Genomic DNA, 26,494 nt, shown 5'->3' on the forward strand with positions numbered 1-26,494 from the left:
TAGCAAGAAAGCCCTTACATATCCCTGGGTGAATCATTAATTTAACTAATCATTTTTGGCTTTTTTTTTCTGAACTGTGATAAGAATAACATCAAGCAATTCTGTTTACAGGTACACATAGACCTAAAATGATTCGAGTTGCTTGTAGATGGCAAACACCAGAGTCCACAGGAGCATAGCCCGCTATGTGATATGGACCAGTCTGCTGGGATACATCGGTCAGGAAGCGATTTGAAGGCCGCTTAGCGGTAGCCCGTAGAGAAAATCACAGGGGTGTAATTTCGAGTATATTCAGTGTCATTAAAGCGAAAAGTGAAAGTATTCCAATAAGTTCAACTTGTTTTGGATGAGTTTGATTACGGTTCAATGCAGCATATATCCCCTTTTTTATCAGGACGATTCCATATAATGTCAAATAACTCCCATTCTCATCAGCGTCTGCTCTCTCTGGATGTTTTACGAGGCATGACAATCGCAGGTATGATCTTGGTCAATAATCCCGGTTCTTGGAGCTATGTTTATACTCCTCTCAACCATGCCCCCTGGAATGGATTGACACCAACCGATCTGGTTTTCCCTTTCTTCATGTTTATTATGGGGATATCGACATATATTTCCCTGCAAAAAAGCCAGTTTTCCCTCGATTCATCTAATATAGTGAAAATTCTGACCCGTACCTTGGTTATTTTTATGATAGGGCTGTTGATTGCCTGGTTCGCACTTTTTCTCAGAACCTCATACAAGCTAACTATTGAAGGGATCGGGTTCTGGCAACGTATGGGGCCATCACTGTGGAATTTTGAACACATCCGCATTTTAGGTGTGATGCAACGATTGGCTATCTGTTACGCCGTGACGGCAATGATCGCGCTCCTGGTTAATCACAAGTACATCCCGCATATTATTGTCACCCTGTTGCTGGGATATTTTGCTATTTTGTTCGCAGGGAATGGGTTCGAACAAAGTGAGCAGAATATTGTTTCGCGGCTCGACCAAGCGGTGCTTGGCGTTAATCACATGTACAAAGATGCCGGGCTAGCGATTGATCCTGAAGGGCTGCTAAGTACGCTTCCGGCCATCGCTCATGTTCTGTTGGGTTTTTACTGCGGTAAAATTCTTTCACAAGTCCAGGATATTCGGCAGAAGGTTCAAACACTGTTTATTATTGGTACCACTCTGACTTTCATCGGTTTTTTACTCAGCTATGGTTGTCCGATTAATAAAAAAATTTGGTCGCCTACTTTTGTCTTGGTGACTTGTGGTTTGGCGGCCTCTTTACTCGCATTATTGATGTGGATTATTGATATCCAGGGTAAGACCACTTGGAGTCGCCCATTTGAGTCGTTTGGCATCAATCCGTTATTTATTTACGTCAATGCGGCTTTTCTTTCTTTACTGTTAAACACCATTCCGTTTGGCCACTATGACTCGTTGAGCACCATTCATCTGTTTGTCTACGAAGGGATGTTAAGACCGGTATTAGGTGACTATCTGAGTTCATTAGCTTATGCTTTGTTATTTCTTGGCATCAACGGAGCCATAAGTTCGGTACTGTATCGCCGCCAAATCTATATCAAAATATAATCTTGCGATAGGTCTGAGCCTGTCCGTCATGAACAGGCTCAGACATGCATGACAGGATCATCGGTACTTTCATTGCCTGTGATTATCTGTCAGCTTATTGATATGGAAAATGCTTATGACATTTTTCAATCCGCTGTTTGTAGCAGTAATTCATAGACTGAAAGACTTATGTAGCCATTACTGGAGGGTGACCGCTCCAGACGGATTTATCTGTCATCCTAGTCACCAAGTTGGCTATGCTCCTAGGGCTTCCATCGTCGCCAAGAAATCCCACTGACCACTGCGTACAACAATATCAGGTTCGAAATCCGCCGGTTGGAACGCCGTCATCAACATTTTATACAGCGCGAAATCTTCGTTATAAATCAGAATCGGCCACTTAGCCAATTCGCTGATATTGATACAGGTTCGGTTGTGCCAGTGCCTAGATTTTGGCACTACCATACAAGTAGGGACAGGAAGATTAATGACGGATCTGCGCTGGTGGGCAAGATGGTCAGCGCCAGATCCAATTCACCGGACAGGACGGCTTGTTCAACTGACTGGCCCCTAGTTCACAGATCTCCCGTTGGATAGTCTGGCGAAATTGCCTGATTAAATCGGTAATTTATCATTTGCCGCCATTGGCTTTCTCTTAGCGCGGGGGGGCTCACAGCGGTGTTGGTGGCGCTGTTTGTGGTGATTACCGGAGTGTTTGGTATGGTTGTGAAGGACATTCTATTTTTGCGCCTGAGTGTGCGCAGTGGCCTGGCTAAAGGGGCCGGTCTGGGGGCGTCGTCTCATGGTGCCGGAACCGCCAGAGCCTATGAAATGGGCCAGCAAGAAGGCGTGGTATCCAGTTTAGTGATGATGTTGGCGGGGATTATCACCGTTATTGCGGCACCACTATTGGTCACCTTATGTGGTGAGGCGATAGGGGGCAGAATCCCCCCAAAAGATTTAGCGAGTAGCCTGGATCAGGGAGACAACCAAGGGAGATAACTCACCGCGTAGCGCCGCTCGCTCCGATTGGAACAGGGTGGCAGCATAAAAACGGTGCCCCGGTAGCTCTATGGAACGAACATCCCCTTGAGGATCATGACCACTGATGATCAACGGATGCTTTTCCAGGTCAGCAACAAACTCAGGGTTAACACCAAAGTTGCAGTGATAACCTTCGTGGACTTCCTGCTTACCATAAGCGTTAGCGATTATCGTGTCAGGCTGGAGCAGAATAGTACCGCTCTTTTCCACCAGTGAACAACTCAACGGTGCGATCACCAAACGACCACCGTTATCGGTTTCTGCATGTCCGGCATCATGCCAACCCATCGCATTACGCGCATACTCAATCACCGCATACTGAAATCCGCCACATGACCCGAGAAAGGGGATGTCTTGCTCGCGGGCATAGCGGATGCTCATAAAAACCCCGTCATCATGGTGATAGGGGCTGCCGGGTACCACCCAGATAGCATCATAATCCTGCAAGACTGCGGTATTGTTCAGCATTTCTGTGGGGATCCATTGGGCTTGAATATCAATATCAAGGTGGGAAGCAGTAAGTTGGATGGCGATGGGGATCGCCTGATGGGCAACAATAGTGGGTTGGTAATCACCAATCAGTGCGAGACGAACTTGAGATTTGCTCATTTCCTTTTTCCTACGCAGGTAAAAAAGGATGTTACAGCACTGTTAATTGTTAGTCTGCATCTTTTTTAGCAACAGAGCACAAAATGTGTTGAGGAATGCAATGTCTGCCCAAGTTCACGCAAATCACCGTTATAACAAACAAAAAGGCGCTTCACCCGATAAGGAAAAGCGCCTTTTATCAATAGGTTAACTGACTAGTATCAGTTCATACCATATTTTTTCAATTTCTTACGCAGTGTACCGCGGTTGATACCCATCATCAGGGCTGCACGAGTCTGGTTGCCACGGGTGTATTGCATCACCATGTCCAATAGTGGCTGCTCCACTTCAGCCAGTACCAGCTCATATAACTCATTAACATCTTGACCATTTAATTGAGCAAAATAGTTCTTCAGTGCTTGCTTAACCGAGTCACGCAGAGGCTTTTGAGTCACTTGATCCTGTGAATTTACAGTTGAAACGGTCAGTACGTCAGAATTTACGCGTTGTTCGAACATAGTTCTGTCAGCTCTTTGTTACGCTAAGATTTTCGAAATATGCCTCCAACGCCTCCAGCTGTTCGCTGGCATCCTCAATGGCGTTGAATGTGCGCCGAAACTGGTCATTCGGGGCATGCTCCTGTAAGTACCAAGAGACGTGCTTTCGAGCAATTCGGAATCCCTTGCCTTGGCCATAAAAGCCGTGCAATTCCCGAATATGCTCTAACAACAAGTGCTTCACGTTGCCAAGTGGCATCGGTGGCAGCAACTCCCCTGTGTCCAGATAATGCTGGATTTCCCGGAAGATCCAAGGTCTCCCCTGAGCAGCACGGCCTATCATCAGGGCATCAGCCCCAGTGTAGTCGAGTACTGCTCTGGCTTTATGCGGGTCAGTAATGTCACCATTCGCGATAATCGGAATGGTGACACGCTGCTTAACTGCTCGAATGCTGTCATACTCCGCGCTGCCGTTAAACAGACAGGCACGGGTGCGGCCATGAATAGTCAGGGCCTGTATGCCACAATCCTCGGCCAGTTGGGCAATCTCTACACAGTTACGGTGTTCTGGCTCCCAGCCAGTACGAATCTTCAGTGTTACCGGCACATCCACCGCGCTAACCACCGCGAGGAGGATCTGTTTAACCCGTTCCGGGTACTGCAGTAATGCAGAGCCGGCAAGTTTACGGTTCACTTTCTTGGCTGGGCACCCCATATTGATGTCGATGATTTGGGCACCGCTGGCCACATTAATGCGCGCCGCCGCCGCCATATCATCAGGATCACATCCAGCTATCTGTACCGAGCGGATCCCGGGTTCATCACTATGTACCATACGCAAACGCGACTTATCTGTACGCCACACCTCTGGATTGGAGGAGAGCATTTCAGATACCGTCATCCCAGCCCCCATTGCATGACACAAGGTTCTGAATGGGCGATCTGTGATACCGGCCATCGGAGCCGCAATCAGGCAATTTGTTAACTGGTGGTGTCCAATGCGCATTGACAAAGAATAACCATACTGTGTCTGCAAGGGCGCGTATATTACGCATTTTTTCGCCGAGATGAAAGGCCAAACTTTGACCAATTTACTGCAATTTATTAATAAAAATGCGCAACACAGTGAACGATGGGAATATTGTTTTTATTTAACAATGAATTACGTATTTTTGTTTGTTTTTTGCACAATAAAATATTCTCCACTCAACAAGATATTATCTTGGCATCCAGTAACGAGGCCCCAAGTTTATACAAGTTGCAGGGATGTTAGCAGCGTGGGTACATGTGGCCCATCCTTGGGCCCTGCCTGAGCAAAGGCAGTGATAATCTCAGTCTACTATCAATCGACGATAACACGGCCATTCAGTGGTTGTACCGGGCGATTGTTGGCATGGTGGACCACGCCACGGAACTGACTGATTTGCTCGGCAGAAGCGCTTACAGGCTGTTCCAGCACCAACCAACTAACACCTTCAGAACAAGGTGGCGTGGTCAGCGAACCACTGAAGCGATAGAATTTAAAGGTTTTAGGCAATAGAGCCTTGAGATCGACAGGTTTGTTTAACACTGCAGGTTGGTCAACCGCCGTTGGCATTTGTTGCCAGGCTTGTGCCAACTGTGGATTGGCTTTTCCTTCTTGGAACATCACTGCTAATACAGCCAGTGCGCCTGCTTTATTTTTGTAAACAAAGTGACCTTCCAGCGGGTACTGCTTGCCATCGATTTCATTTTCGCTTGGTGCGTGGAAATGGAATTGCTGCAGCGTGAAGGTGTCGTTATCTAAACGTAACGTGTTCCCTTCACTGACATTGATTTGAATGGTATGGCCATTATTGACGATTTGCTGTTTACCTGACCGAAAAGCCAGTTCAAGCTTACCGTGATGAGTTTTCAATGCACCTTGAATATTGACTGGGGATTGATTCTTACCAGTTTCACACAGTGAAAAATCTGGCGAGAGTTTACCCCAATGAGCGGGGTCTTCCTGCCCTTCATAACTCCAATGTGCATGCTGCTCTGCGGCACAAATTGAGAAACTGGCCGCCAATAGGGCCGCTAACAATACTTTTCCTTTCATTGCGTTATCCTTTCTAACGAAAATGTTGATTACTCTGGTCAGATAGCCTCGGTGGGGCCGCTATCATTATGTCGTGAGGAAGAATACGCTTAGCTTGCTTAATAATAAATTGGCTGTTTGTCCTAAAATAGGGCAAAACCATCGTAATTAATTAAAATTACGATGGTTTATTTTGATAGAAATAAGTGTAACTATTTGCGTTTGCCGGTAATCCGGCACCACTCTTCACGCTCACTCACCGGATCAAGCTTGAATTGCTGTTGGTAGGCTTGTGCCACACTGTCCGCTTGAGTCGCCAGCACACCAGAGAGCCCAAGGTAGCCGTTCGGTTTCACCAGTTCGCTAATAATGGGGGCCAATTCGCGCAGTGGGCCTGCCAGAATGTTGGCGACGACGACATCAGCCTGTAGATTGCTGGGCTGCTGTTGGGGTAAATAGAGCTCTAAACGCTCGGAGACGCCATTACGCTGGGCATTATCGCGACTGGCTTGAATCGCTTGGGGGTCGATATCAATGCCAATGGCGCGCGCGGCACCCAGTTTTAGTGCCGCAATTGCCAGGATGCCAGAACCGCAACCGAAGTCGATAACGGTTTTCCCGTTCAGGTCCAGGCCATCTAACCACTGCAGGCACAGTGCCGTCGTGGGGTGGGTACCGGTACCGAATGCCAGCCCAGGGTCGAGCATCACATTCACCGCATTAGGGTCAGGGACTTCGCGCCAACTGGGGCAAATCCACAAGCGTTCACCGAAGCGCATCGGGTGGAAGTTATCCATCCATTCGCGCTCCCAATCTTTGTCTTCCAATTGCTCGATTTTGTGCAGGAAACCGCTGCCCAACAACGGGTGCTGTTCGAGCATCGCCACCACTTCACTCATATCGGTTGCTGCATCAAACAGACCGATGACATCAGTATCTCCCCACAGCAGGGTTTCACCGGGTAAAGGCTCAAATACCGGGTTATCGTGGGTGTCCTGAAAGGTTACGGATACGGCACCGCTTTCAACCAGCGCATCGCTCAGGTCTTCTGCCTGGCTGCCGCTGGTGTTTAGTTTTAGTTGGATCCAAGGCATAACAATCTCTCTTTAAGAGGGTAAGGATGACGCCATCTGGCGCTTTTCGCCGTAGGCGTTACCGAGATAAAACGCCAACAGGCTCAGCAGCAGCGAAGGCACAATAGGGTGTAGCCCGGCCAGTTGCAGCTTGAAGCTGGCTAATAGCGTATAGCATAACGCACCAACGACCATTGAGCTAAGTGCTCCCTGTGCATTAGCCCGCTCCCAGTACAATCCCAATACCAGTGGCCACAGGAATACCGCTTCTAGCCCACCAAAGGCCAACAGGTTGAGCCAGATGATCATTTCTGGCGGTCGCCAGGCCGCCAGCAGCACCAGTAATCCCAGGACTAAGGTGGTAACACTGGAGAAGCGCTTGATCCTGGTCTCATTTTGCATCTGCTGTGGGCGGATCCCTAGATAGAGATCTTTGATAATCGTGGCGGATGATTGCAATAACTGCGCATTGATGGTCGACATGATGGCGGCCATCGGTGCCGCCAGGAAGATGCCAGCGGCGTAAGGAGGGAGCACCGTGATCATCAGTTTGGGGATCACCTGGTCAGGGATGGTCAGATCGGGAAGGACGGCACGCCCTAGCGCCCCCGCCAGATGCATACCCAACATCAGCACCGCCACCACGATAGTGCCGAGGATCATGCCACGGTGCACGGCTTTACTGTCGCGATAAGAAATGCAACGCACGGCGGTGTGTGGTAAGCCAATAACCCCGAAGCACACTAGGATCCAGAATGAAGCCATAAACGGCAGACTGAGGATCTGCTCAGCCCCTTGTGGGGTGACCAACGCCGGATCGATCTGTTGCAGTTTATCTACTGCACTGTGCAAACCCCCAGCGGCATGGATCACGGCAACCAGTAGCAAGATGGTGCCTAACAGCATCACTAGCCCTTGCATGGCGTCGTTGAGCACACTGGCACGGAAACCGCCCAGCGAGGTGTACAGCGCAATACTGACGCCAAAAATCAACAAGCCGGTATCGTAAGGAATACCCGCCGCAGTTTCCAACAGGCGCGCACCACCAATAAACTGTACGGTCATGGCCCCCAAGAAAGCGACCAGCAGGCTTAGGCTGGCCAGCCATACCAACAGACGACTTTGATAGCGGGCAAACAGCATATCGTTCAGTGTGATGGCCTGGTAACGCCTTGCCAGAATAGCAAACTTTTTACCGAGTACGCCGAGTGAAAGCCACACCGCAGGGAGCTGGATCATCGCCAGCAACACCCAGCCCAGACCGTATTTATAGGCAGCACCGGGTCCACCGATAAACGAACTGGCGCTGATATAGGTGGCGGTCAATGTCATTGCCAGAACAAAGCCCCCCATCGAGCGGCTGCCGAGAAAATACTCACTGAGGAAGTTACCTTTCTGGCGGCGATGATAGGCATAAAACGATAAGCCAAATACCAGTAACAGATAGGCGATTAGCGGCACAATGACTTCAATCTGCACGGTTATCCTCCAGCGAGATATCGCGGAAGATGCCACGTACCATCAGCCAACACAGGCCGATAAACAGCAGTGGCAATAACAGACAAGCCATCTCGAACCAGTGCGGTAGACCGGTGATGCCAATGGCGTTGTCTGGCAGGTAAGCCGCCAGCGACCAGGCCAGCAGATAAAGTAGTGTCAAGCCCAGGGCCCAGCGTGCTTCACGGTGAGCTTGAACAAAGCGGGGTTCCATCCTTGCCTCCAAGGGTTTACGGTTACTCGTCATTCTTCAAGTTGCTTGGGTGTTGGCTACATCTGCTCGCACCAGTCACATAGTTATCTATGCTCCTGGTGACTCTCAGACTTGCTGCCTACAAGCAACCCGAATTATTTTGAGTATATGGGTTGGCAAAGGAGGGGATTTTACGACAAGGGGCGCTTTTGCCAAGCTGTAATCTTATCAAGAGCGATAAAAAAACCGGTTAATGGTGGGCTGATTGAAGGGAAAACCGGGGGCATAGCGACAAATAAAAAAACACCACCTCAAATTTGAGACGGTGTTTTTAATGGTTGGCTAACGGATTAGCCGATTTATTGCAGTCCGAGCTTCTTCTCCAGATAGTGGATGTTGGTGCCACCATGCTGGAAGTTTTCGTCACTCATGATCTTTTGCTGCAGTTCCACATTGGTCTTGATGCCATCAATGATCAACTCAGCCAGGGCATTTTTCATCCGGGCAATAGCGACATCTCGGCTCTCACCGTAGGTGATCAGTTTGCCGATCATTGAGTCATAGTACGGCGGTACAGTATAACCGGCGTAAATATGAGATTCCCAACGAACGCCAAAACCACCAGGGGCGTGGAAACGGGTAATTTTACCTGGGCTTGGCAGGAAGGTATTCGGGTCTTCGGCATTGATACGACACTCTATCGCATGGCCATGAACCTTCACTTCTTTCTGCTTGATCGAAAGCGGCTGACCGGCAGCGATACGCAGTTGCTCTTTGATCAGGTCAACGCCAGTGATCATCTCAGTCACCGGGTGTTCCACCTGAATACGGGTGTTCATTTCAATAAAATAGAACTCGCCGTTTTCATACAGGAACTCAAAGGTACCTGCACCACGGTAACCGATCTCCACACAGGCTTTTGCACAGCGCTCACCGATGTAACGGCGTAGTTCCGGGGTGATCCCGGGTGCTGGTGCTTCTTCGACCACTTTCTGGTGGCGGCGTTGCATAGAGCAGTCACGTTCAGCCAGATAGATAGCATTGCCCTGGCCGTCAGCCAATATCTGAATTTCGATATGGCGTGGGTTTTCCAGGTATTTTTCCATATAAACCATGTCGTTATTGAAAGCCGCTTTGGCCTCCGCTTTCGTCATGGAAATGGACTGCTCGAGATCTTTTTCACTGCGCACAACGCGCATACCACGACCACCACCACCACCAGAGGCTTTGATGATCACCGGGTAACCAATACGCTTGGCGAAGGCGCGGTTTTTATCCATGTCCTCCGTCAGTGGGCCGTCAGAGCCGGGTACGCATGGAACACCTGATTTTTTCATCGCATTGATGGCGGAAACTTTATCCCCCATCAAACGGATGGTTTCAGCGCGAGGGCCGATGAAAATAAAGCCCGAGCGCTCAACTTGTTCAGCGAAGTCGGCATTTTCAGACAGAAAACCATAGCCTGGGTGGATAGCCACCGCACCGGTAATTTCAGCAGCCGAGATGATTGCTGGAATATTCAGATAGCTTTTGACCGATGGAGCCGGGCCAATACAGACGGTTTCATCCGCCAGCAGGACATGTTTTAGATCGCGATCTGCACTTGAGTGAATGGCAACGGTTTTGATGCCAAGCTCTTTACAAGCACGCAGAATACGAAGCGCAATCTCGCCACGGTTGGCGATAACAATTTTATCAAGCATGGTGCGCCTCGTTATTCGATGACGACCAATGGCTCGTCATATTCAACCGGCTGGCCGTTTTCTACCAGGATAGCTTTGACCACACCGGATTTATCCGCTTCGATCTGGTTCATCATTTTCATTGCTTCAACGATGCACAGTGTATCCCCGGCGTTGACAGTCTGACCGACTTCTACAAACGCTTTGGCATCAGGGCTAGGCGTACGGTAGAACGTGCCGACCATTGGGGAACGAACGATATGACCACTCATGGCTGCTGGTGCTGCAGGCGTTTCTGCGGCAGCAGGTGCACTGATGGTGGCCGGGGCAGGTTGAGGGGCTGGCATGGCGTACTGTTGCATTGTCGGGAAAGCCTGCACAGGTGCAGCACGGCTAATGCGAACTGACTCTTCGCCTTCAGAAATTTCCAGTTCAGAAATGCCTGATTCTTCAACCAGCTCGATCAGTTTCTTGATTTTACGAATATCCATGAGTGTGATTCCGTACTCTTTTGGTGTCTACCCGTGCTTCTTCAAGCGGTAGCTGGCAACGTCCTTCACGCCTCTCCCTTACCGGATTGACCCGGTTACAGAAAATGGGCTCTGTTGCTGCCTACCTACCCTTTGAATCGACTTGGGTATAACAATTAATGGGTTTTTAACAAACGGTTAACCGCTGCCTGTAACGCAAACGTATAGCCCTCGGCACCGAGACCGCAAATCACCCCTACCGCGATATCGGACAGGTAAGAGTGATGACGGAATGGCTCGCGGGCATGCACATTGGACAGATGGATCTCGATAAACGGGATCTGCACCGCCAACAGTGCATCACGCAGCGCTACGCTGGTATGCGTGAACGCCGCTGGGTTAATCAAAATAAAATCAGTATTACCCTGTGCCTGATGAATGCGATCAATTAATGCAAACTCGGCATTGGATTGCAGATGACCCAAGGTGATATCTAAAGCGAGTGCCTGGTTTTCCAACCCATTAACGATCTCTGTCAGTGTCGTGCTGCCGTACTTTTCCGGCTCACGCGTCCCCAGCAGATTCAGATTGGGGCCGTTTAGAAGCAAAATGTGAAACTTATCCGCCATTGTGCTGGTATCTCCGGCAATAAAACCATCATCGTAAAAAATAACCTGATGTCACCCATTTGTCACCTGTTACCGGGGGTTTTTATGCCAACGGCAGGGACAAGGTCAGGCATTATAATGATATCGTAGCAATTCGCAGCTAAATAGTGGTCTTATCAGCGAAGATATTCAACCCTAAATCAGCAAACAATGCATACTGCTACTGGATTATGAGGGGTAGAACACAGAAAAGTTCCGTATTTTAGCGGGGGATTGGGGCAAATAATCTTGTCGTTCTCTATGACTTAGGGCGCCACCATAAACGAAATTTCTTATAGCGCAACGCCAATAACAGTAGTGCCAATGTGGCATAGATCACCGGTGGTGGTGAGACGGTTTTCACCGACCATAAGTAATGAATGGGAGCGAGAATCGCCACCAGATAAACCAGGTTGTGCAGTTTTTGCCATTTCCCCGCTAATTGGCGTTGTGCCCATAATGTTGAGGTGGCGGCCAGCGCGAGCAGGATTAGCCAGCAGATCATCCCCAGCGTCAGATAGGGGCGGGTGACTAACTCATGCCCTAACAGGTTGATATTACTTAGCCCCAACTCCAGTGTCGAATAGCTCACCAGATGCAGGGTTGCCCAGGCAAAACACCACAAACCCAGCAGCCGGCGGGTACGCATTAACAACGGTTGCCGGGTGTAGCGGGCGAGTGGGGTCACCAGTAGCGTGGCCAGCAGCAATTTTAACGCCATCCTGCCAGTAAAGTGCTGAATGTCTTTGGCTGGATCAGCGCTTAACCCACCGTGCATCACTGCCAGAACCAGCCAAAGGAATGGCAGTACGGCCGCCAACGTGATCAGCACCTTGAGCCCGGTAATCTGTTTGGCGGTTAAACGCATTTAGAAATTCTCCCGTAAATCGAGACCGCGATAGAGCGAAGCTACCTGGTCTGCATAGCCATTAAACAGTAACGTGGGTTGGCGTTGTACATCCAGAACGCCTCCAGCACCAATAAAACGTTCGGTTGCTTGTGACCAGCGCGGGTGGTCGACATGGGGATTCACATTGGCGTAAAAGCCATATTCATCGGGAGCAGACAGATTCCAAGTGGTGGGCGGCTGTTCACGTGTCAGGCTGATTTGCACAATGGACTTGATGCCTTTAAAGCCATACTTCCAGGGCGTAACCAGGCGCAGCGGGGCCCCATTTTGTGGTGGCAGCATCTTGCCATAAACGCCGACGGCTAACAGGGTAAGAGGATGCATCGCTTCATCAAGGCGTAAACCTTCAACATAGGGATACTGCAGGCCACCACCGATAAAACGATCTTTCTGACTGGGCATCTGCTCTGGGTCATACAGGGTCTGAAAGGCGACATAGCGGGCGTGACTGTTGGGTTCGGCCAGCTTGAGTAGCTTACCCAGTTCAAAACCGATCCAAGGTATTACCATCGACCAGGCTTCGACGCAGCGCATACGGTAAATACGCTGTTCCAAGGGAAAACGCTTGATCAGGTCATCAATATCCAGCGTGATGGGTTTACCCACTTCGCCATCGATCTTCACCTGCCAGTTGTCAGTTTTCAGCGAGCCAGCATTGGCCGCGGGATCGGCTTTATCCAGACCGAATTCATAGAAGTTATTGTAACCAGACACTTTGTCTTCCGGTGTCAGGGCCAGTTTGGCTTGCCAGACTTCAGGGGTGCTGAACGTCAGGGGTTTTCCCGGTGGCGCTTTAGGTCGATCGTTGCCTTTGAACCAAGATAATAAGTCGGCCCGACTCGGGGTGGGTAACGCCAGTGAGGCGGCGCTGAGCCCTAACGCCTGGAGTATTTTTCGCCGTTGATAAAATACACTTTCCGGCGTGACGTCGGCTTCGGTCAGTTTTCGTGGTTGTTTCATGTTTGGTTTCATTTTTGGTTTCCCTCCTGTCTTGTCCCGCAATTTATGGCTAAGTATAAAATCAAGCGGGGAAAGCAGGCGTGTCAGAAGCATAATGATTATATAAACATTATGTGAAGATTGGCTGTTTGCCTAAGAACTTGGTGCTTATACCCCTTGTCATGCAAGCTGCAGCTTGTATGACAAGGGGGTGTAGACCGACTCGCAGCTGTCAGCGGACCTTTACCAAGGTACGGCCTGTCACCTGGTTATTGATCAAGGCGGCCGCGGTAGCAGGGACATCTTCCAGTTGAATTTCCTGAGTTGCCTGTTGGTAGAAACTCTCCGGCAGGAGGGTGGCTAGGCGTTCCCAGGCCATTTGGCGGCGATGTAACGGGGTTTGTACCGAATCCACCCCTTGCAGACGAACATTTCGCAGAATAAAGGGCATCACGGTGGTTGGCAGTTGGTAGCCCCCCGCTAGCCCACAGGCAGCAACGGTGCCGTTATAATTCATCTGTGCCAATACGCGAGCCAGTAATTTGTCGCCAACCGTATCAATGGCTCCCGCCCAGAGCTGTTTCTCCAATGGACGTGGTAATTCAAGATAGTCGCTGCGTGGCAAAACGGTTTTGGCCCCCAGTGAGTGTAAATAGTCGGTATTGCTGCTGCGGCCACTGATCGCGGTGACGTTATAGCCCAGGGCAGCCAGCAGGGCGACGGCGATACTCCCTACGCCACCACTGGCTCCGGTGACCAGAACATCACTATTGTTGGGGGTAACTCCCCCCTCTTCCAGCGCCATCACGCATAACATGGCGGTCAGACCCGCAGTGCCGAGGATCATCGCCTGGCGTTCACTCAGCCCTGATGGCAGTAGTGATAGCCATTCGGCGCAGACACGGGCCTGTTCTGCCAAGCCCCCCCAGTGATTTTCACCGACACCCCAGCCAGTGAGGATAACCTGCTGACCCGGTTTAAAACGTGGGTCTGTACTGCTGTGAACCTTTCCGGCAAAGTCGATACCCGGCACCATGGGAAAATGACGAATAACCTTTCCTTTGCCGGTAATGGCTAGCGCATCTTTATAGTTAAGGCTTGACCAGTTGATATCGACCAGCACCTCACCCTCTGGTAATTGAGCGCTGTCTATCTCTGTCACTTGCGCCAGGACTTGATTGTCTCGTTGTTCCAATAACAATGCACGCATGTCATTATTCCCCTTGTTTTTTATTCTCTATACTTAAAGTTACTGTAGGTGATAAGGGGCAGCAATGCCTTTGAGCAAGATCCGGCTTTTTACATTCAGGTTGATTGAAAGGGTCGGTAGGTAATCACGGGTGAGCAAAAAAAATAGTTTGCACAATTTTATTTGTTCGATTGGCGCAGGTAGTCAGCAACTCTTCATCTTGAAGGGTGGCGAGAAAAGCTGACTCTTTATTTAATCATCACGGGCAAGGTACAAGGATGAGATTCACCACCAAACTCTCTGCATTAATTACTCTGCTGGTGGTATTGGCGATGTTTTTAGTGTTGATTGGGTGTTCATACAGTTTCTTCTCTATCACGCAAGAACGTATGGAACGTCGCTTTGAAGCCTTGGCAACGTCTTTTGATCAGGCTATGTTGCTCGGCCAGATATCAGACTTGAACATCTGGGTACCGCAAGTGATGAAGCCGCTAGGGATAGCAACAATCGAAGTGGATAGCGAAAAAAATCCCCTAGCAACAATCGAAGTGGATAGCGAAAATCACCCCCTTTTATCTTACAACGTACCTATGCCAACAACGCCATGGGGAACACTGATGGGCTATCGGCAAATTTCGTTGGAGTTGATGCATCATCCTGGTACCCAGTTGAAGATCACCTATCGTGATCCATTCGCGGTGAACGTATTCTCATTGCAATCCACCGGTGCGGTAACCCTGTCTATTATTGTCATGCTGATGATCCTGATGCTCAGTTTGCGCTGGTTACGTGAACAGGCAGAGGGTGAAGAGCGCCTTGAGCATCGAGCGCGACGCATTCTTAACGGTGAGCGGGAAGATGTATTGAAGGGCGATGTGCGCGAATGGCCCGCCAGTGTGAGTGGTGCACTAGACCGCCTACTAGCGGATTTGGCGGAAGCACGCGAGGAACGCAGCCGGGTTGATACCCTGATCCGCGCTTTTGCCGCACAAGATGCCAAGACGGGTCTGAATAACCGTTTGTTTTTTGATAATCAGCTCACGACGCTGTTGGAGGAGGAAGGGGCTCACGGGATTGTGATGATAGTGCGCTTGCCTGATTTCGATACCTTGCGTGAAGCTCATGGCAGCGCCGCAGTACAGGAGTTGATGTACTTGTTGGTGAACCTGCTTTCTACTTTTATCATGCGCTACCCTGCTGCACTGCTGGCCCGCTATTTTCACAGTGACTTTGCTGTTTTATTGCCGCATCGCACGCTAAAAGAGGCGGATGTGATCGCCGCCCAATTGATTAATGCTATCGATAGTTTACCACCAACGATGCAGATCGTTGATCGTGAAGCCTTCTTACATATTGGTATTGTCGCTTACCGTAGTGGGCAAACCACAGAGCAGATTATCGATCAGGCAGAACAGGCCAGCCGAAATGCCGTACTGCAAGGAGAGAATGGTTGGTATGTTTATGATAGTGATGTGCCTGAGAAAGGGCGTGGTAATGTTAAATGGCGCACTTTGCTCGAACAGGTACTGGCCCGTGGCGGGCCGCGTCTTTATTTGCAACCGGCGATCACCATCCAGGGAGATGTGCATCACCGTAAGGTGATGAGCCGTATCTATGATGGTACACAGGAGTTACTGCCTGCGGAGTATCTACCGCTGATCGAGCAGTTTGGCTTGGCAGAGAGTTATGACCGCCAGCATGTTAGTCGCATCATTCCGTTATTGGCGTTATGGCCGGAAGAGGATCTGGCATTTCCCCTGTGTGTTAGCTCATTATTGCAGCGTAGTTTTCAACGTTGTTTGCGCGATATGCTGTTACAGTGTGAAAAAAGTTACCGTAGGCGAATTCTGATTGAACTTGCTGAGGCAGATGTGTGTCAACATATCGACCGTTTGCGTCAGGTGTTACGATTGATTACGGGCTTGGGTTGTCGCTTGATTATTTCTCAGGCTGGATTAACGCTGGTCAGTATCTCTTATATCAAGTCGTTACCGGTGGAGATTGTTAAACTTCACCCAGGGTTGGTGAGGAGTATTGATCGGCGTGATGAGAACCAACTCTTTGTGCAGAGTTTGGCTGGGGCTTGTGAAGGTACTCAGACTAAGGTTTTTGCTGTGGGGGTTCGTTCGCGTAATGAGTGGCAGACGTTGAAAGCCTGTGGAGTTCACGGTGGACAGGGTGATTTTTTTGCTCTGGCGGAACCTATCGACGTGAGTTGTAAAAAATATTCACGTCATTATCGTGTTTAACCTGATGATCGGGTAAAAATTAACGTAGAATAGAGACTCTTTTCCCGTGAGTGTCAGTGGTTGCTTTTTTTACCGTTGGTTATCAGGAGAAATGTGAGATTTTATGCGCTGTGTTACCCCGTTGGGTACGTTTATCGGGTGGGGAGCTGGGCCTGTGTTGTTGGGTTTCAGTACTCGTTTGCTTTTCGTACATGCAGTCATAGGTCAGTAATGCAGACTATTTTTCACCGAAGTAGAACATTTTTGCGCCTTGTCGCTGCTTCGAGTGGTTGGTAAAGTAGGCGGATCTTATTTTCCGCCCTCAGATTGCAGGATTATCCTTTCGTTATGTTTAAGAAATTTCGTGGCATGTTTTCTAATGACTTGTCCATCGACTTGGGTACCGCCAATACCCTGATTTATGTTAAAGGACAAGGCATTGTATTGAATGAACCCTCTGTCGTGGCGATACGCCAGGATCGTGCAGGTTCACCCAAGAGCGTTGCAGCCGTAGGTCATGAAGCCAAGCAGATGCTGGGGCGTACCCCTGGTAATATCGCGGCTATCCGCCCGATGAAAGACGGTGTTATTGCCGACTTCTTCGTGACGGAAAAAATGTTGCAGCATTTTATTAAACAGGTTCATAGCAACAGTTTTATGCGCCCAAGCCCACGTGTGCTGGTTTGTGTACCGGTTGGTGCCACTCAGGTTGAACGTCGGGCAATCCGTGAGTCTGCTCAAGGCGCCGGTGCACGGGAAGTATTCCTGATTGAAGAACCCATGGCTGCTGCTATCGGTGCTGGCTTGCCTGTCTCTGAAGCGACTGGCTCCATGGTGGTGGATATTGGTGGTGGTACTACCGAAGTGGCGGTGATCTCGCTCAATGGCGTGGTGTATTCCTCTTCCGTGCGTATCGGCGGTGACCGTTTTGATGAGGCCATCATTAATTATGTGCGCCGCAACTACGGCTCATTGATCGGTGAAGCAACGGCAGAACGCATCAAGCACAGCATCGGTTCGGCTTACCCTGATGATGAAGTGCGTGAGATTGAGGTGCGTGGCCGTAACTTGGCAGAAGGTGTGCCGCGTGGCTTTACGATGAATTCCAATGAAATTCTTGAAGCACTGCAAGAGCCGCTGACGGGGATCGTCAGTGCAGTCATGGTTGCACTGGAGCAGTGTCCGCCAGAATTGGCGTCTGACATTTCTGAGCGTGGTATGGTGCTGACCGGTGGTGGTGCATTGTTGCGTAATCTGGATCGTTTGCTGATGGAAGAGACCGGCATTCCGGTTGTGGTGGCAGAAGATCCATTGACTTGCGTGGCTCGCGGTGGTGGCAAGGCGTTGGAAATGATCGACATGCATGGCGGCGATTTGTTCAGCGAAGAATAGCTTGCAGCCCAGAGTGGAGGGAGTGTAACAGATGGCGTTAACGGCATCTGGTGCTCTCCTCTATCTGTTGTCGAGGAACGCGCATAATTTATGAAGCCAATTTTTAGCAGGGGACCTTCCCTGCAGTTACGCCTTTTTCTGGCAGTGATCGTGGCTCTAGTCCTGATCGTTGCTGACCGCCGACTCGGTACCTTCGGTAAAATACGTAATTACATGGATACCGCTGTCAGCCCTTTTTATTTTTTGGCCAATGGGCCGCGTAAGCTTTTGGACAGCATGTCTGAAACGTTGGCTACTCGCCAACAGTTGGAACTGGAAAATCGTGCTCTACGGCAGGAACTGTTACTGAAAAACAGCGATACCCTTCTTCTTGGTCAATTCACACAGGAAAATGCTCGTTTGCGTGAACTATTAGGTTCTCCTTTACGTCAGGATGAACAAAAAATGGTCGCGCAGGTGATATCTACTGACACTGATCCTTATACCGACCAAGTGGTGATCGACAAAGGTTCCGACAACGGGGTGTATGTCGGTCAGCCGGTTATCAGCGATAAAGGCGTGGTTGGGCAGGTGGTAGCCGTGGCGAAAATGACCAGTCGTGTCCTGCTGATTTGTGATGCTTCCCATGCTCTACCGATCCAGGTGTTGCGTAACGATATCCGCGTTATTGCTGCGGGTAGCGGTTGTACGGATGACTTGCAACTGGAACATTTACCGAGTAATACCGATATCCGTGTCGGCGATGTTTTGGTGACTTCCGGTTTAGGTGGTCGTTTCCCCGAGGGGTATCCGGTCGCGGTGGTTTCTTCGGTGAAGGTGGATAATGAACGTGCTTATACCGTGATTCAGGCTCGACCTACGGCAGGCTTACAACGTTTGCGTTATTTATTGTTGCTGTGGGGGGCAGATCGTAATGGTGTGATGCCATTAGCGCCCGACGAAGTACATCGTGTTGCCAATGACCGTTTAATGCAAATGATGCCGCATGTATTACCCCCAGCGGATGCCATGGGGCCGCCGGCACCGCCGCCAGCGGCCGAAACCACGCAGCCCCAAAGTGTTCCTTCCAGCACGCCCACGGGCGCTGGAGCGCCTAGATGAACAGTTATCGCAGCCATGGGCGCTGGATAATCTGGCTGTCGTTTTTAATCGCATTAGTGCTGCAAATCATGCCATGGCCGGAGCAGATTTATATGTTCCGCCCCTCTTGGTTATTGCTGATCCTGACTTATTGGGTGATGGCTTTACCACATCGGGTTAATGTGGGGACGGGGTTTATTCTCGGGTTTATCATGGACCTGATCCTGGGGTCAACGCTCGGAGTGCGTGCGTTGGCGCTCGGGGTCATTGCCTACCTGGTAGCATTCAAATGTCAATTGTTCCGCAATATGGCCCTGTGGCAACAAGCGCTGGTGGTGGTGCTGTTATCATTGGCCATGGATGTGATTGTCTTCTGGGCTGAGTTTATGGTGATCAACGTTTCTTTCCGCCCGGAGATATTCTGGAGCAGTGTCGTCAATGGTGTGTTGTGGCCATGGCTATTCTTGCTGATGCGCAAGATTCGCCGTCAGTTTGCCGTACAATGAGGTGATATTGATGTCGTCGCTTTATCTTGCTTCCGCTTCACCGCGTCGGCGTGAGTTACTGACTCTGCTTGGCATTTCGTTTGACGTTATTTTGACGCATACGCAAGAGCAACGTCAGGAGAGTGAAACAGCGGAAAATTATGTTTGCCGTCTGGCGCAAGATAAGGCCCGTGCCGGTGTGCTTCTGGTACCACCAGATCGGCCTGTGTTGGGGGCGGATACCATTGTGGTGCTGGATGGCGAGATACTGGAAAAACCTCAGGATGAGCAACATGCGGCGCAAATGCTGGCGGCATTATCAGGTAGGCAACATCAGGTGATGACGGCAGTGGCGATTGCTGACCAGCGGGACGTGCTGTGCCAACGGGTGGTGACTGAGGTGACATTCCGCACTTTGTTGCCGCAAGATATTCGCGACTATATCGCCACCGGTGAGCCGATGGATAAAGCGGGCGCCTATGGAATCCAAGGAAAGGGCGGGTGTTTCGTCAGAACGATAACCGGGAGTTATCACGCAGTGGTGGGCTTACCCTTGGTGGAGACACAGGAACTGTTCAATCATTTTATTGCATTACAAAAAGCAAGGGCCGGTTGATGGTATTGCATCCCCATAGTTGTTCACACTGTATAAAGTTGGCGATGGTGAAGAATCAAAGGTTAATGGCAACCCATACCCAGGCTCCGAGGAGAGAACATGACAGCTGAGTTACTGGTTAATATCACACCGGCTGAAACGCGGGTTGCCTATATTGATGGCGGTATTCTGCAAGAGATCCATATTGAGCGCGAAGCTAAGCGCGGTATCGTGGGTAATATCTACAAAGGGCGCGTCAGCCGGGTATTGCCCGGTATGCAGGCGGCTTTTGTCGATATTGGCCTGGATAAGGCAGCATTCTTGCATGCTTCCGATATCATGCCGCACACCGAGTGTGTCGCGGGTGATGAACAAAAGAATTTCAATGTACGTGATATTGCCGAATTGGTTCGCCAAGGGCAGGATCTGATGGTTCAGGTGGTGAAAGATCCGCTGGGTACTAAAGGGGCTCGGCTGACAACGGATATTACCTTGCCTTCACGTTATCTGGTTTTTATGCCCGGAGCCGCCCATGTGGGCGTTTCTCAGCGGATTGAAAGTGAGGCCGAACGTGAACGACTCAAGGCGGCGGTAGCGGGATATTGCGACGATTTAGGTGGTTTTATCATCCGCACTGCGGCTGAAGGCGTGGGTGAAGAGGAGTTGGCACAGGATGCGGCTTTTCTCAAGCGTCTGTGGACCAAGGTGATGGAGCGCAAAAAGCGTAACCAGACCAAGTGCAAACTGTATGGTGAGTTAGCGCTGGCACACCGCATTCTGCGTGATTTTGCCGGAGCGGCGCTGGATCGGATCCGTATCGATTCGCGGTTGACCCATGATCAACTGGTGGAGTTCACCAGCGAGTATATTCCGGATATTAGCCACAAACTTGAACTATATGCCGGTAGCCAACCGATTTTCGATTTGTACGATGTGGAAAACGAAATTCAACGGGCGCTGGAACGCAAGGTTGAGTTGAAGTCCGGTGGTTATTTGATTATTGATCAAACTGAAGCAATGACCACCGTGGATATCAACACGGGGGCTTTTGTTGGTCACCGTAATCTTGATGAAACCATCTTTAATACCAATATTGAAGCCACTCAGGCGATTGCCAGGCAGTTACGGTTACGTAATCTGGGCGGCATTATCATTATCGATTTTATTGATATGAGTAATGAAGAGCATCGTCGCCGGGTATTGCATTCTCTAGAACAGGCATTGAGTAAAGATCGGGTAAAAACCACAATCAACGGTTTCTCTCAGCTAGGATTAGTAGAGATGACGCGTAAACGGACGCGTGAAAGCATCGAACATGTGCTGTGCAACGATTGTCCTACCTGTCATGGGCGAGGAACGGTGAAAACGGTAGAAACCGTCTGTTATGAGATCATGCGTGAAATTGTGCGTGTTCACCATGCTTACGATTCTGATCGTTTCCTGGTCTATGCGTCAGCCGCCGTGGGTGATGCATTAAAAGGTGAAGAGTCTCATGCTTTGGCGGAGGTCGAAATCTTTGTGGGTAAACAGGTTAAGGTACAGATCGAACCGTTGTACAGCCAGGAACAGTTTGATGTTGTGATGATGTAGCGGGTTGGTTGTGCTGAAACACCTACCTGGTAGGGGCAGTAGACTGACTCGCTGGTGCAGAGAATTCACGTTGCCAGTCAACGGAAACAAGGAGAAGTGCGTGAGGCGACTGCCCGGGATCCTGTTAGCCACAGGCACCATTTTAATTGTTGTGGTGGCATTGCTGATCAGCGGGTTGCGTTTGGTGCTGCCTGAGCTGGACCGCTATCGCCCGCAATTGCTGGAAAAAGTGCAGGCCATCTCTGGGGTGCCGGTTGAAGCAGACTTTGTTCAAGGCAGTTGGGAAACCTTTGGGCCGACACTGGAAGTCCGCAATATCCACCTGACGCTCCCGCAAAGTTCCCTGCAGATAGCCCGGGTGACGTTGGCGTTAGATGTGTGGCAGTCTTTGTTGCACTGGCGTTGGCGTTTCCGCGATCTGACTTTCTATCAGCTACAACTCGATCTGAACACCCAGCTCACCACTAGTGATGAGAACAGCAATGGGCTCCAGCCGGGCAGAGTCACCGATCTGTTTCTCTATCAGTTGGACCATTTTGTTCTGCGTGACAGCCGGATCTCGTTTCTGGCACCCTCTGGCTCGCCAGTTCAATTCCATATCCCGCAACTCACTTGGCTAAATAATCATAACCGCCACCGCGCAGAGGGGCAGCTTAGCCTGTCGACGCTCAATGGTCAGCATGGTGAGCTACAGCTGCGCCTGGACCTGCGTGATGAGGAAGGCTTACTCAATACCGGCACTATTTATCTGCAGGCCGATGATATTGACATGAAACCCTGGTTTAGTCGCTGGTTGAAAACGAACACCGGTCTGGAAAGTGCCAACTTCAGCCTTGCCGCTTGGTTACATCTCAAGTCGGGTCAAATTCGCAGTGGTGATGCTTTACTCAAGCAGGGGACCGCCAGTTGGTTGGCAGGCAGTGATCGCCACCATTTAGCGGTGGATAATCTGGCGTTGATGCTCAGTAACCAAGACAGTGGCTGGCAGTTGCATGTGCCGGAACTGAAGCTGAAAACCGATGGCCAGGCTTGGCCTCCGGGGGCTTTTACCGCCCTATGGCTGCCAGAACGTCGCCAACCCATCGGATCAAATCAGCAGGAAGAGCTGCGTATCCGAGCCAGCAATATTCAGTTGGAACGCCTTGAAGGGTTGCTTCCGGCTTTCTCATTCCTCAGCCCAACGTTGATGTCATACTGGCAACACCTGCAACCACAAGGCAAGTTACCGGCGTTGGCACTGGATATTCCGCTGCAGCAGCCAGAAAAAATCCGTTTTCAGGCCTGGTGGCAGGATCTGAATTGGCAGCCTTGGCAAGGTTTACCGGGGGGAGACCACTTTTCTGGTGAATTACAGGGGAGCACGGAACATGCCCGCCTGACCTTAGCGTTAAACAATAGCACACTACCCTATGGCGATATGTTTCGTGCGCCATTGTTGATAAGCCGTGCGCGGGGCTCATTAACTTGGCAGCACAGTGACCAGGGCTGGGAACTGGCGGGGCAGGGGTTGGATGTGCAAGCCAAATCGCTGTGGGCTAATGGTGATTTCAGTTACCAGCAACCGGTGAACGGGGAACCCTGGCTGGCGATTCTCGCGGGGATCCGTCTGTATGATGGCGCTGATGCCTGGCGCTATTTCCCCGAACCCTTGATGGGTAAACATCTGGTGGACTACCTGAGCGCAGCTATTCAAGGGGGGCAGGTAGACAATGCTTCACTGATCTATGCCGGTAATCCACAAAACTTTCCCTATAGGCAAAACGAGGGCCATTTCCAGGTATCTGTCCCGTTGCGCCATGCTACTTTCCAGTTTCAGCCGGGTTGGCCAGCGTTGCATGATCTGGCTATTGATCTTGATTTCTCCAACCAGGGTTTGTGGATGCAGGCTCCGAAGACGCTGTTGGGTAATGTCGTGGGTAGCAATATCTCTGCGGTGATCTCTGATTACCTGATGCAACGGCTAGTTATTGATGCCGAAGTCGCGGGTACAGGGCAGGCTATCCATGACTATTTCCTACAGACGCCATTGGATGATTCAGTTGGAGCTGCTCTGGATGAATTGCAGGTAGGGGGGAATGTCAGTGGGCGCTTACATCTTGATATTCCACTTAATGGTGAGCAGGTGATTGCTAAAGGTGAAGTGACGCTCAATAACAACGCGTTATTGATTAACCCCCTAGGCAGTCAGTTAGAACAAGTCAGTGGTAAATTCCGTTTCAATAACGGTAACCTGGAGAGTGATACCCTGGCTGCTAATTGGTTCGGGCAACCGCTGGCGGTCAACTTTACTACTGAGGACGGGGCTCACAACTATAAAGTTAACGTTGCTATGAAAGGTAACTGGCAACTGGCCAAGCTTGAGGGGCTATCCCCTGAGCTGGCTAAATCGCTCGCCGGCAATGCCGGTTGGCAAGGGAAGGTGGCGATTAATCTGCCTCACCAAACAGGTCAGCCCAGTTATAATATTGATGTTAATGCCGACCTGAAAAAAGTAAGTAGTCACTTACCTGCTCCACTGAGTAAAGCAGCCGGCGAAGCATTACCGGTTAGTATTAATGTTAATGGTGGCCTGAACGGGTTTATGCTCAAAGGGAATGTTGGTAAGCAGAATCATTTTAATAGTGAGTGGTTACTGTCAAAACAACAGGTGAACTTGACGCGCGCAGTGTGGGACGACAATACGACGGTGACGCCCGCCTTACCCAAGGATAAATCGTTAGTCCTTAATTTGCCGACAGTGGATGGTGAACCATGGTTAGCGTTAATGGCTCCGGCAAAAAAACAGCGCAGTGGCTCAGACAACATGGGGAGTTTTAATTTCCCGGCCATGCTGATACTCAATACCAGCCAATTACAGTTGGGTGGACAACTGTGGCGTGATATCCACCTCGCGGTGGAACAGCAACTGGCGGGTGTGATGGTAGTTGCTAAAGGCAAAGAGCTGGATGGCCGCTTGTCGATACCGGACAATGGCCCATGGCGTGCGGATTTCGCTTATCTTTATTATAACCCGCAGTTTTCCAATGATAACAACGGTACTGGCCCGAGTAACCTATTTGCCACCTCTGAGAAGATCTCGTTCCGCGGGTTGCCCTCTTTGATATTGCGCTGTAAATCCTGCTGGTTTATGGGGCAGAACCTGGGGATGGTAGAAGCTGATATTAAGCATCTGGATGACAAATTAGTATTGGAGCATGGCGTGGTGGATACCGGCTATGGTCGGATGAACGTCACAGGTTTGTGGAAACAGAGTAGCCAGGAGGAGCGAACTGCGCTGAAAGGTAAACTACAGGGCAGTAAAATTGATCAGACCGTCGGTTTCTTTGGCATAACCATTCCATTGAAGAATGCGCCTTACAATATTGATTTTGATCTGAATTGGCGTGGGCAACCCTGGAAGCCGCAGTTCAATACATTAAACGGCATGCTGGACATTGACTTGGGTAAAGGCCAGAGTGATGTTATTGAGACGGGGCGGGCTGGGCAGTTATTGCGTCTGGTCAGCTTTGATGCTTTGTTACGCAAATTGCAGTTCGATTTTAGCGATATCTTTGGTAGCGGGTTTTACTTTGACTCAATACGCGGCACGGCCAGTGTGAAAAATGGCATAATGCATACGGATAACTTGTTGATTGATGGCCTGTCCGCTGATATTGGCATGAGTGGGCATATTGATCTGGTCAATCGGCAGATTGCCATGCAAGCAGTGATTGCCCCAGAAATTTCTGCGACAGTGGGCGTGGCGACGGCCTTTGTGATTAACCCGATTGTTGGGGTCGCGGTATTTGCTGCTTCGAAAGTGTTGGGCCCCTTGTGGAGCAAGATTTCGTTTATTCGTTATGACATTACCGGTAGCCTCGATCAACCCAATATTAATGAGGTGTTACGGAAGCCAAGGGAGGAGAAGGCACAATGAAAAATACCAATGTTGCGTTGCTACAACTGTGTAGTGGTGAACAGGTACGAGATAACCTGGCCCAGATAGAGCAGCAGATTAAGCAACTCGGTACTGGGGTTAAACTGGTTATGACACCAGAGAATGCCTTACTGTTTGCCAACACCGCTGCTTATCGTGAGCATGCAGAACAGCAAGGGGATGGACCATTGCAGCAGGCCGTGCGTGAAATGGCCCGCCGTTATCGGGTGTGGTTGTTGGTAGGGTCGATGCCGCTAATTAGCCGCGAAGACTCACAGCGTATTACCGCCAGTAGCTTGCTGTTTGATGACCAAGGTGAAATCCGTGGTCGTTACGACAAAATGCACATGTTTGATGTGGATATTAACGATGTGCATGCACATTACCGTGAATCTGACGCCTATCAGCATGGTCACCAATTGACGGTGGTTGACACCCCGGTGGGTCGTTTGGGTATGACAATCTGCTATGATCTGCGTTTCCCCGGTCTGTTTCAGGCATTGCGGGCACAAGGGGCTGAGTTAATCTCGGTGCCTGCGGCATTTACCCGGGTGACTGGTGAGGCGCATTGGGAGATCTTGCTGCGTGCCCGTGCTATCGAGAACCAGTGTGTGATCCTGGCACCAGCTCAGGTTGGCCGCCACGGTACCACGCGCCGTACCTGGGGACATACCATGGCAGTCGATGGTTGGGGCAATGTGTTGGCAGAAAACGCCGATGGGGTCTGTGCGCTGAAGGTGCGTGTGGATCGCAGTAAGTTACAAACAATACGCAGCCAGATGCCCGTAATGCAACACAATAGATTCCAGCCAACGCTGATTGCACCGGCTGAATCCCTTTCCGCCAATAAAGAGTGA

The 26,494-nt window shown here is 50.2% G+C and carries 22 protein-coding genes and 2 pseudogenes; 10 read left to right on the forward strand and 14 right to left on the reverse strand.

Features of this window, described 5'->3' with window-relative positions; translation table 11 throughout:
• Nucleotides 1-408: 408 nt before the first annotated feature.
• The gene (locus tag AC2A06_RS07110) at nucleotides 409-1,584 is read left to right on the forward strand and encodes an acyltransferase family protein (RefSeq protein WP_473196663.1); all 1,176 of its coding nucleotides are present in this window, start codon (nucleotides 409-411) and stop codon (nucleotides 1,582-1,584) included.
• A 240-nt stretch (nucleotides 1,585-1,824) separates the two neighbouring features.
• On the opposite strand, the pseudogene AC2A06_RS07115 reads toward AC2A06_RS07110, so the two are convergent.
• Nucleotides 1,825-2,191, reverse strand: a pseudogene (locus AC2A06_RS07115) (LysR substrate-binding domain-containing protein); the annotation flags it as partial.
• Between the two features lie 2 nt (nucleotides 2,192-2,193).
• On the opposite strand from AC2A06_RS07115, the pseudogene AC2A06_RS07120 reads away from it, so the two are divergent.
• A pseudogene (locus AC2A06_RS07120) lies at nucleotides 2,194-2,492 on the forward strand (LrgB family protein); the annotation flags it as partial.
• Nucleotides 2,493-2,523: 31 nt separating this feature from the next.
• Here the strand turns inward: AC2A06_RS07120 and AC2A06_RS07125 are convergent.
• The 13 genes from AC2A06_RS07125 to acuI all read right to left on the reverse strand — a co-directional run bounded on the left by AC2A06_RS07125 (nucleotide 2,524) and on the right by acuI (nucleotide 14,372).
• The gene (locus tag AC2A06_RS07125) at nucleotides 2,524-3,216 is read right to left on the reverse strand and encodes a CTP synthase C-terminal region-related (seleno)protein (protein WP_484379837.1); all 693 of its coding nucleotides are present in this window, start codon (nucleotides 3,214-3,216) and stop codon (nucleotides 2,524-2,526) included.
• Nucleotides 3,217-3,416: 200 nt separating this feature from the next.
• The gene (fis, locus tag AC2A06_RS07130; RefSeq protein ID WP_023491481.1) at nucleotides 3,417-3,713 is read right to left on the reverse strand and encodes a DNA-binding transcriptional regulator Fis; all 297 of its coding nucleotides are present in this window, start codon (nucleotides 3,711-3,713) and stop codon (nucleotides 3,417-3,419) included.
• Nucleotides 3,714-3,720: 7 nt separating this feature from the next.
• Nucleotides 3,721-4,698 carry a tRNA dihydrouridine synthase DusB gene (dusB, locus tag AC2A06_RS07135; RefSeq protein ID WP_037384187.1) on the reverse strand — a complete coding sequence of 326 codons (978 nt, stop codon included), beginning with the start codon at nucleotides 4,696-4,698 and terminating at the stop codon, nucleotides 3,721-3,723.
• 336 nt (nucleotides 4,699-5,034) lie between these two features.
• Nucleotides 5,035-5,772 (reverse strand): carbonic anhydrase, encoded by a 738-nt coding sequence (locus AC2A06_RS07140; RefSeq protein WP_484379838.1) that lies wholly within the window; start codon nucleotides 5,770-5,772, stop codon nucleotides 5,035-5,037.
• 191 nt (nucleotides 5,773-5,963) lie between these two features.
• Nucleotides 5,964-6,845, reverse strand: coding sequence for a 50S ribosomal protein L11 methyltransferase (gene prmA, locus AC2A06_RS07145; RefSeq protein WP_484379839.1), 882 nt, complete (start codon nucleotides 6,843-6,845; stop codon nucleotides 5,964-5,966).
• Nucleotides 6,846-6,857: 12 nt separating this feature from the next.
• The gene (gene panF / locus AC2A06_RS07150; RefSeq protein WP_473196667.1) at nucleotides 6,858-8,303 is read right to left on the reverse strand and encodes a sodium/pantothenate symporter; all 1,446 of its coding nucleotides are present in this window, start codon (nucleotides 8,301-8,303) and stop codon (nucleotides 6,858-6,860) included.
• Entirely contained in the window at nucleotides 8,293-8,535 is a 243-nt protein-coding gene (locus tag AC2A06_RS07155) for a YhdT family protein (RefSeq protein ID WP_023491476.1), read from the reverse strand. The genes panF and AC2A06_RS07155 overlap by 11 nt, the downstream gene beginning before the upstream one ends.
• A 338-nt stretch (nucleotides 8,536-8,873) precedes the next feature.
• Nucleotides 8,874-10,217 carry an acetyl-CoA carboxylase biotin carboxylase subunit gene (accC, locus tag AC2A06_RS07160; protein ID WP_484379840.1) on the reverse strand — a complete coding sequence of 448 codons (1,344 nt, stop codon included), beginning with the start codon at nucleotides 10,215-10,217 and terminating at the stop codon, nucleotides 8,874-8,876.
• A gap of 11 nt (nucleotides 10,218-10,228) precedes the next feature.
• Nucleotides 10,229-10,687: an acetyl-CoA carboxylase biotin carboxyl carrier protein gene (accB, locus tag AC2A06_RS07165; protein WP_023491473.1), complete on the reverse strand. Its 459-nt coding sequence runs from the start codon at nucleotides 10,685-10,687 to the stop codon at nucleotides 10,229-10,231.
• 155 nt (nucleotides 10,688-10,842) lie between these two features.
• On the reverse strand, nucleotides 10,843-11,295 hold the full coding sequence (aroQ, locus tag AC2A06_RS07170; RefSeq protein WP_023491472.1) for a type II 3-dehydroquinate dehydratase: 453 nt from the start codon (nucleotides 11,293-11,295) through the stop codon (nucleotides 10,843-10,845).
• A gap of 277 nt (nucleotides 11,296-11,572) precedes the next feature.
• Nucleotides 11,573-12,181, reverse strand: a complete 609-nt coding sequence (gene msrQ / locus AC2A06_RS07175) for a protein-methionine-sulfoxide reductase heme-binding subunit MsrQ (RefSeq protein ID WP_484379841.1) — start codon at nucleotides 12,179-12,181, stop codon at nucleotides 11,573-11,575.
• Nucleotides 12,182-13,183 carry a protein-methionine-sulfoxide reductase catalytic subunit MsrP gene (gene msrP / locus AC2A06_RS07180; RefSeq protein ID WP_484379842.1) on the reverse strand — a complete coding sequence of 334 codons (1,002 nt, stop codon included), beginning with the start codon at nucleotides 13,181-13,183 and terminating at the stop codon, nucleotides 12,182-12,184.
• A 211-nt stretch (nucleotides 13,184-13,394) separates the two neighbouring features.
• A complete protein-coding gene (acuI, locus tag AC2A06_RS07185; RefSeq protein WP_484379843.1) occupies nucleotides 13,395-14,372 on the reverse strand; it encodes an acrylyl-CoA reductase (NADPH) in 978 nt (325 codons plus the stop codon).
• 257 nt (nucleotides 14,373-14,629) lie between these two features.
• Here acuI and csrD point away from each other — a divergent pair, with 257 nt between their 5' ends.
• The 8 genes from csrD to nit1 all read left to right on the forward strand — a co-directional run bounded on the left by csrD (nucleotide 14,630) and on the right by nit1 (nucleotide 26,494).
• Nucleotides 14,630-16,600, forward strand: a complete 1,971-nt coding sequence (gene csrD / locus AC2A06_RS07190) for an RNase E specificity factor CsrD (protein ID WP_484379844.1) — start codon at nucleotides 14,630-14,632, stop codon at nucleotides 16,598-16,600.
• Between the two features lie 327 nt (nucleotides 16,601-16,927).
• Nucleotides 16,928-17,971, forward strand: coding sequence for a rod shape-determining protein MreB (gene mreB, locus AC2A06_RS07195; protein ID WP_023490121.1), 1,044 nt, complete (start codon nucleotides 16,928-16,930; stop codon nucleotides 17,969-17,971).
• A 90-nt stretch (nucleotides 17,972-18,061) separates the two neighbouring features.
• Nucleotides 18,062-19,072 carry a rod shape-determining protein MreC gene (gene mreC, locus AC2A06_RS07200; RefSeq protein ID WP_023490120.1) on the forward strand — a complete coding sequence of 337 codons (1,011 nt, stop codon included), beginning with the start codon at nucleotides 18,062-18,064 and terminating at the stop codon, nucleotides 19,070-19,072.
• A complete protein-coding gene (mreD, locus tag AC2A06_RS07205) occupies nucleotides 19,069-19,557 on the forward strand; it encodes a rod shape-determining protein MreD (protein WP_023490119.1) in 489 nt (162 codons plus the stop codon). The genes mreC and mreD overlap by 4 nt, the downstream gene beginning before the upstream one ends.
• A gap of 10 nt (nucleotides 19,558-19,567) precedes the next feature.
• Nucleotides 19,568-20,152, forward strand: coding sequence for a Maf family protein (locus AC2A06_RS07210; protein ID WP_484379845.1), 585 nt, complete (start codon nucleotides 19,568-19,570; stop codon nucleotides 20,150-20,152).
• A gap of 99 nt (nucleotides 20,153-20,251) precedes the next feature.
• A complete protein-coding gene (rng, locus tag AC2A06_RS07215) occupies nucleotides 20,252-21,721 on the forward strand; it encodes a ribonuclease G (RefSeq protein WP_023490117.1) in 1,470 nt (489 codons plus the stop codon).
• Between the two features lie 100 nt (nucleotides 21,722-21,821).
• Nucleotides 21,822-25,637: an AsmA2 domain-containing protein YhdP gene (gene yhdP, locus AC2A06_RS07220; RefSeq protein WP_484379846.1), complete on the forward strand. Its 3,816-nt coding sequence runs from the start codon at nucleotides 21,822-21,824 to the stop codon at nucleotides 25,635-25,637.
• Complete coding sequence (gene nit1, locus AC2A06_RS07225) at nucleotides 25,634-26,494, forward strand: deaminated glutathione amidase (RefSeq protein WP_484379847.1); 861 nt, start codon at nucleotides 25,634-25,636, stop codon at nucleotides 26,492-26,494. Before yhdP ends, nit1 begins: the two co-directional genes overlap by 4 nt.

The organism is Serratia sp. HNCC26DJ244 (assembly GCF_057180565.1).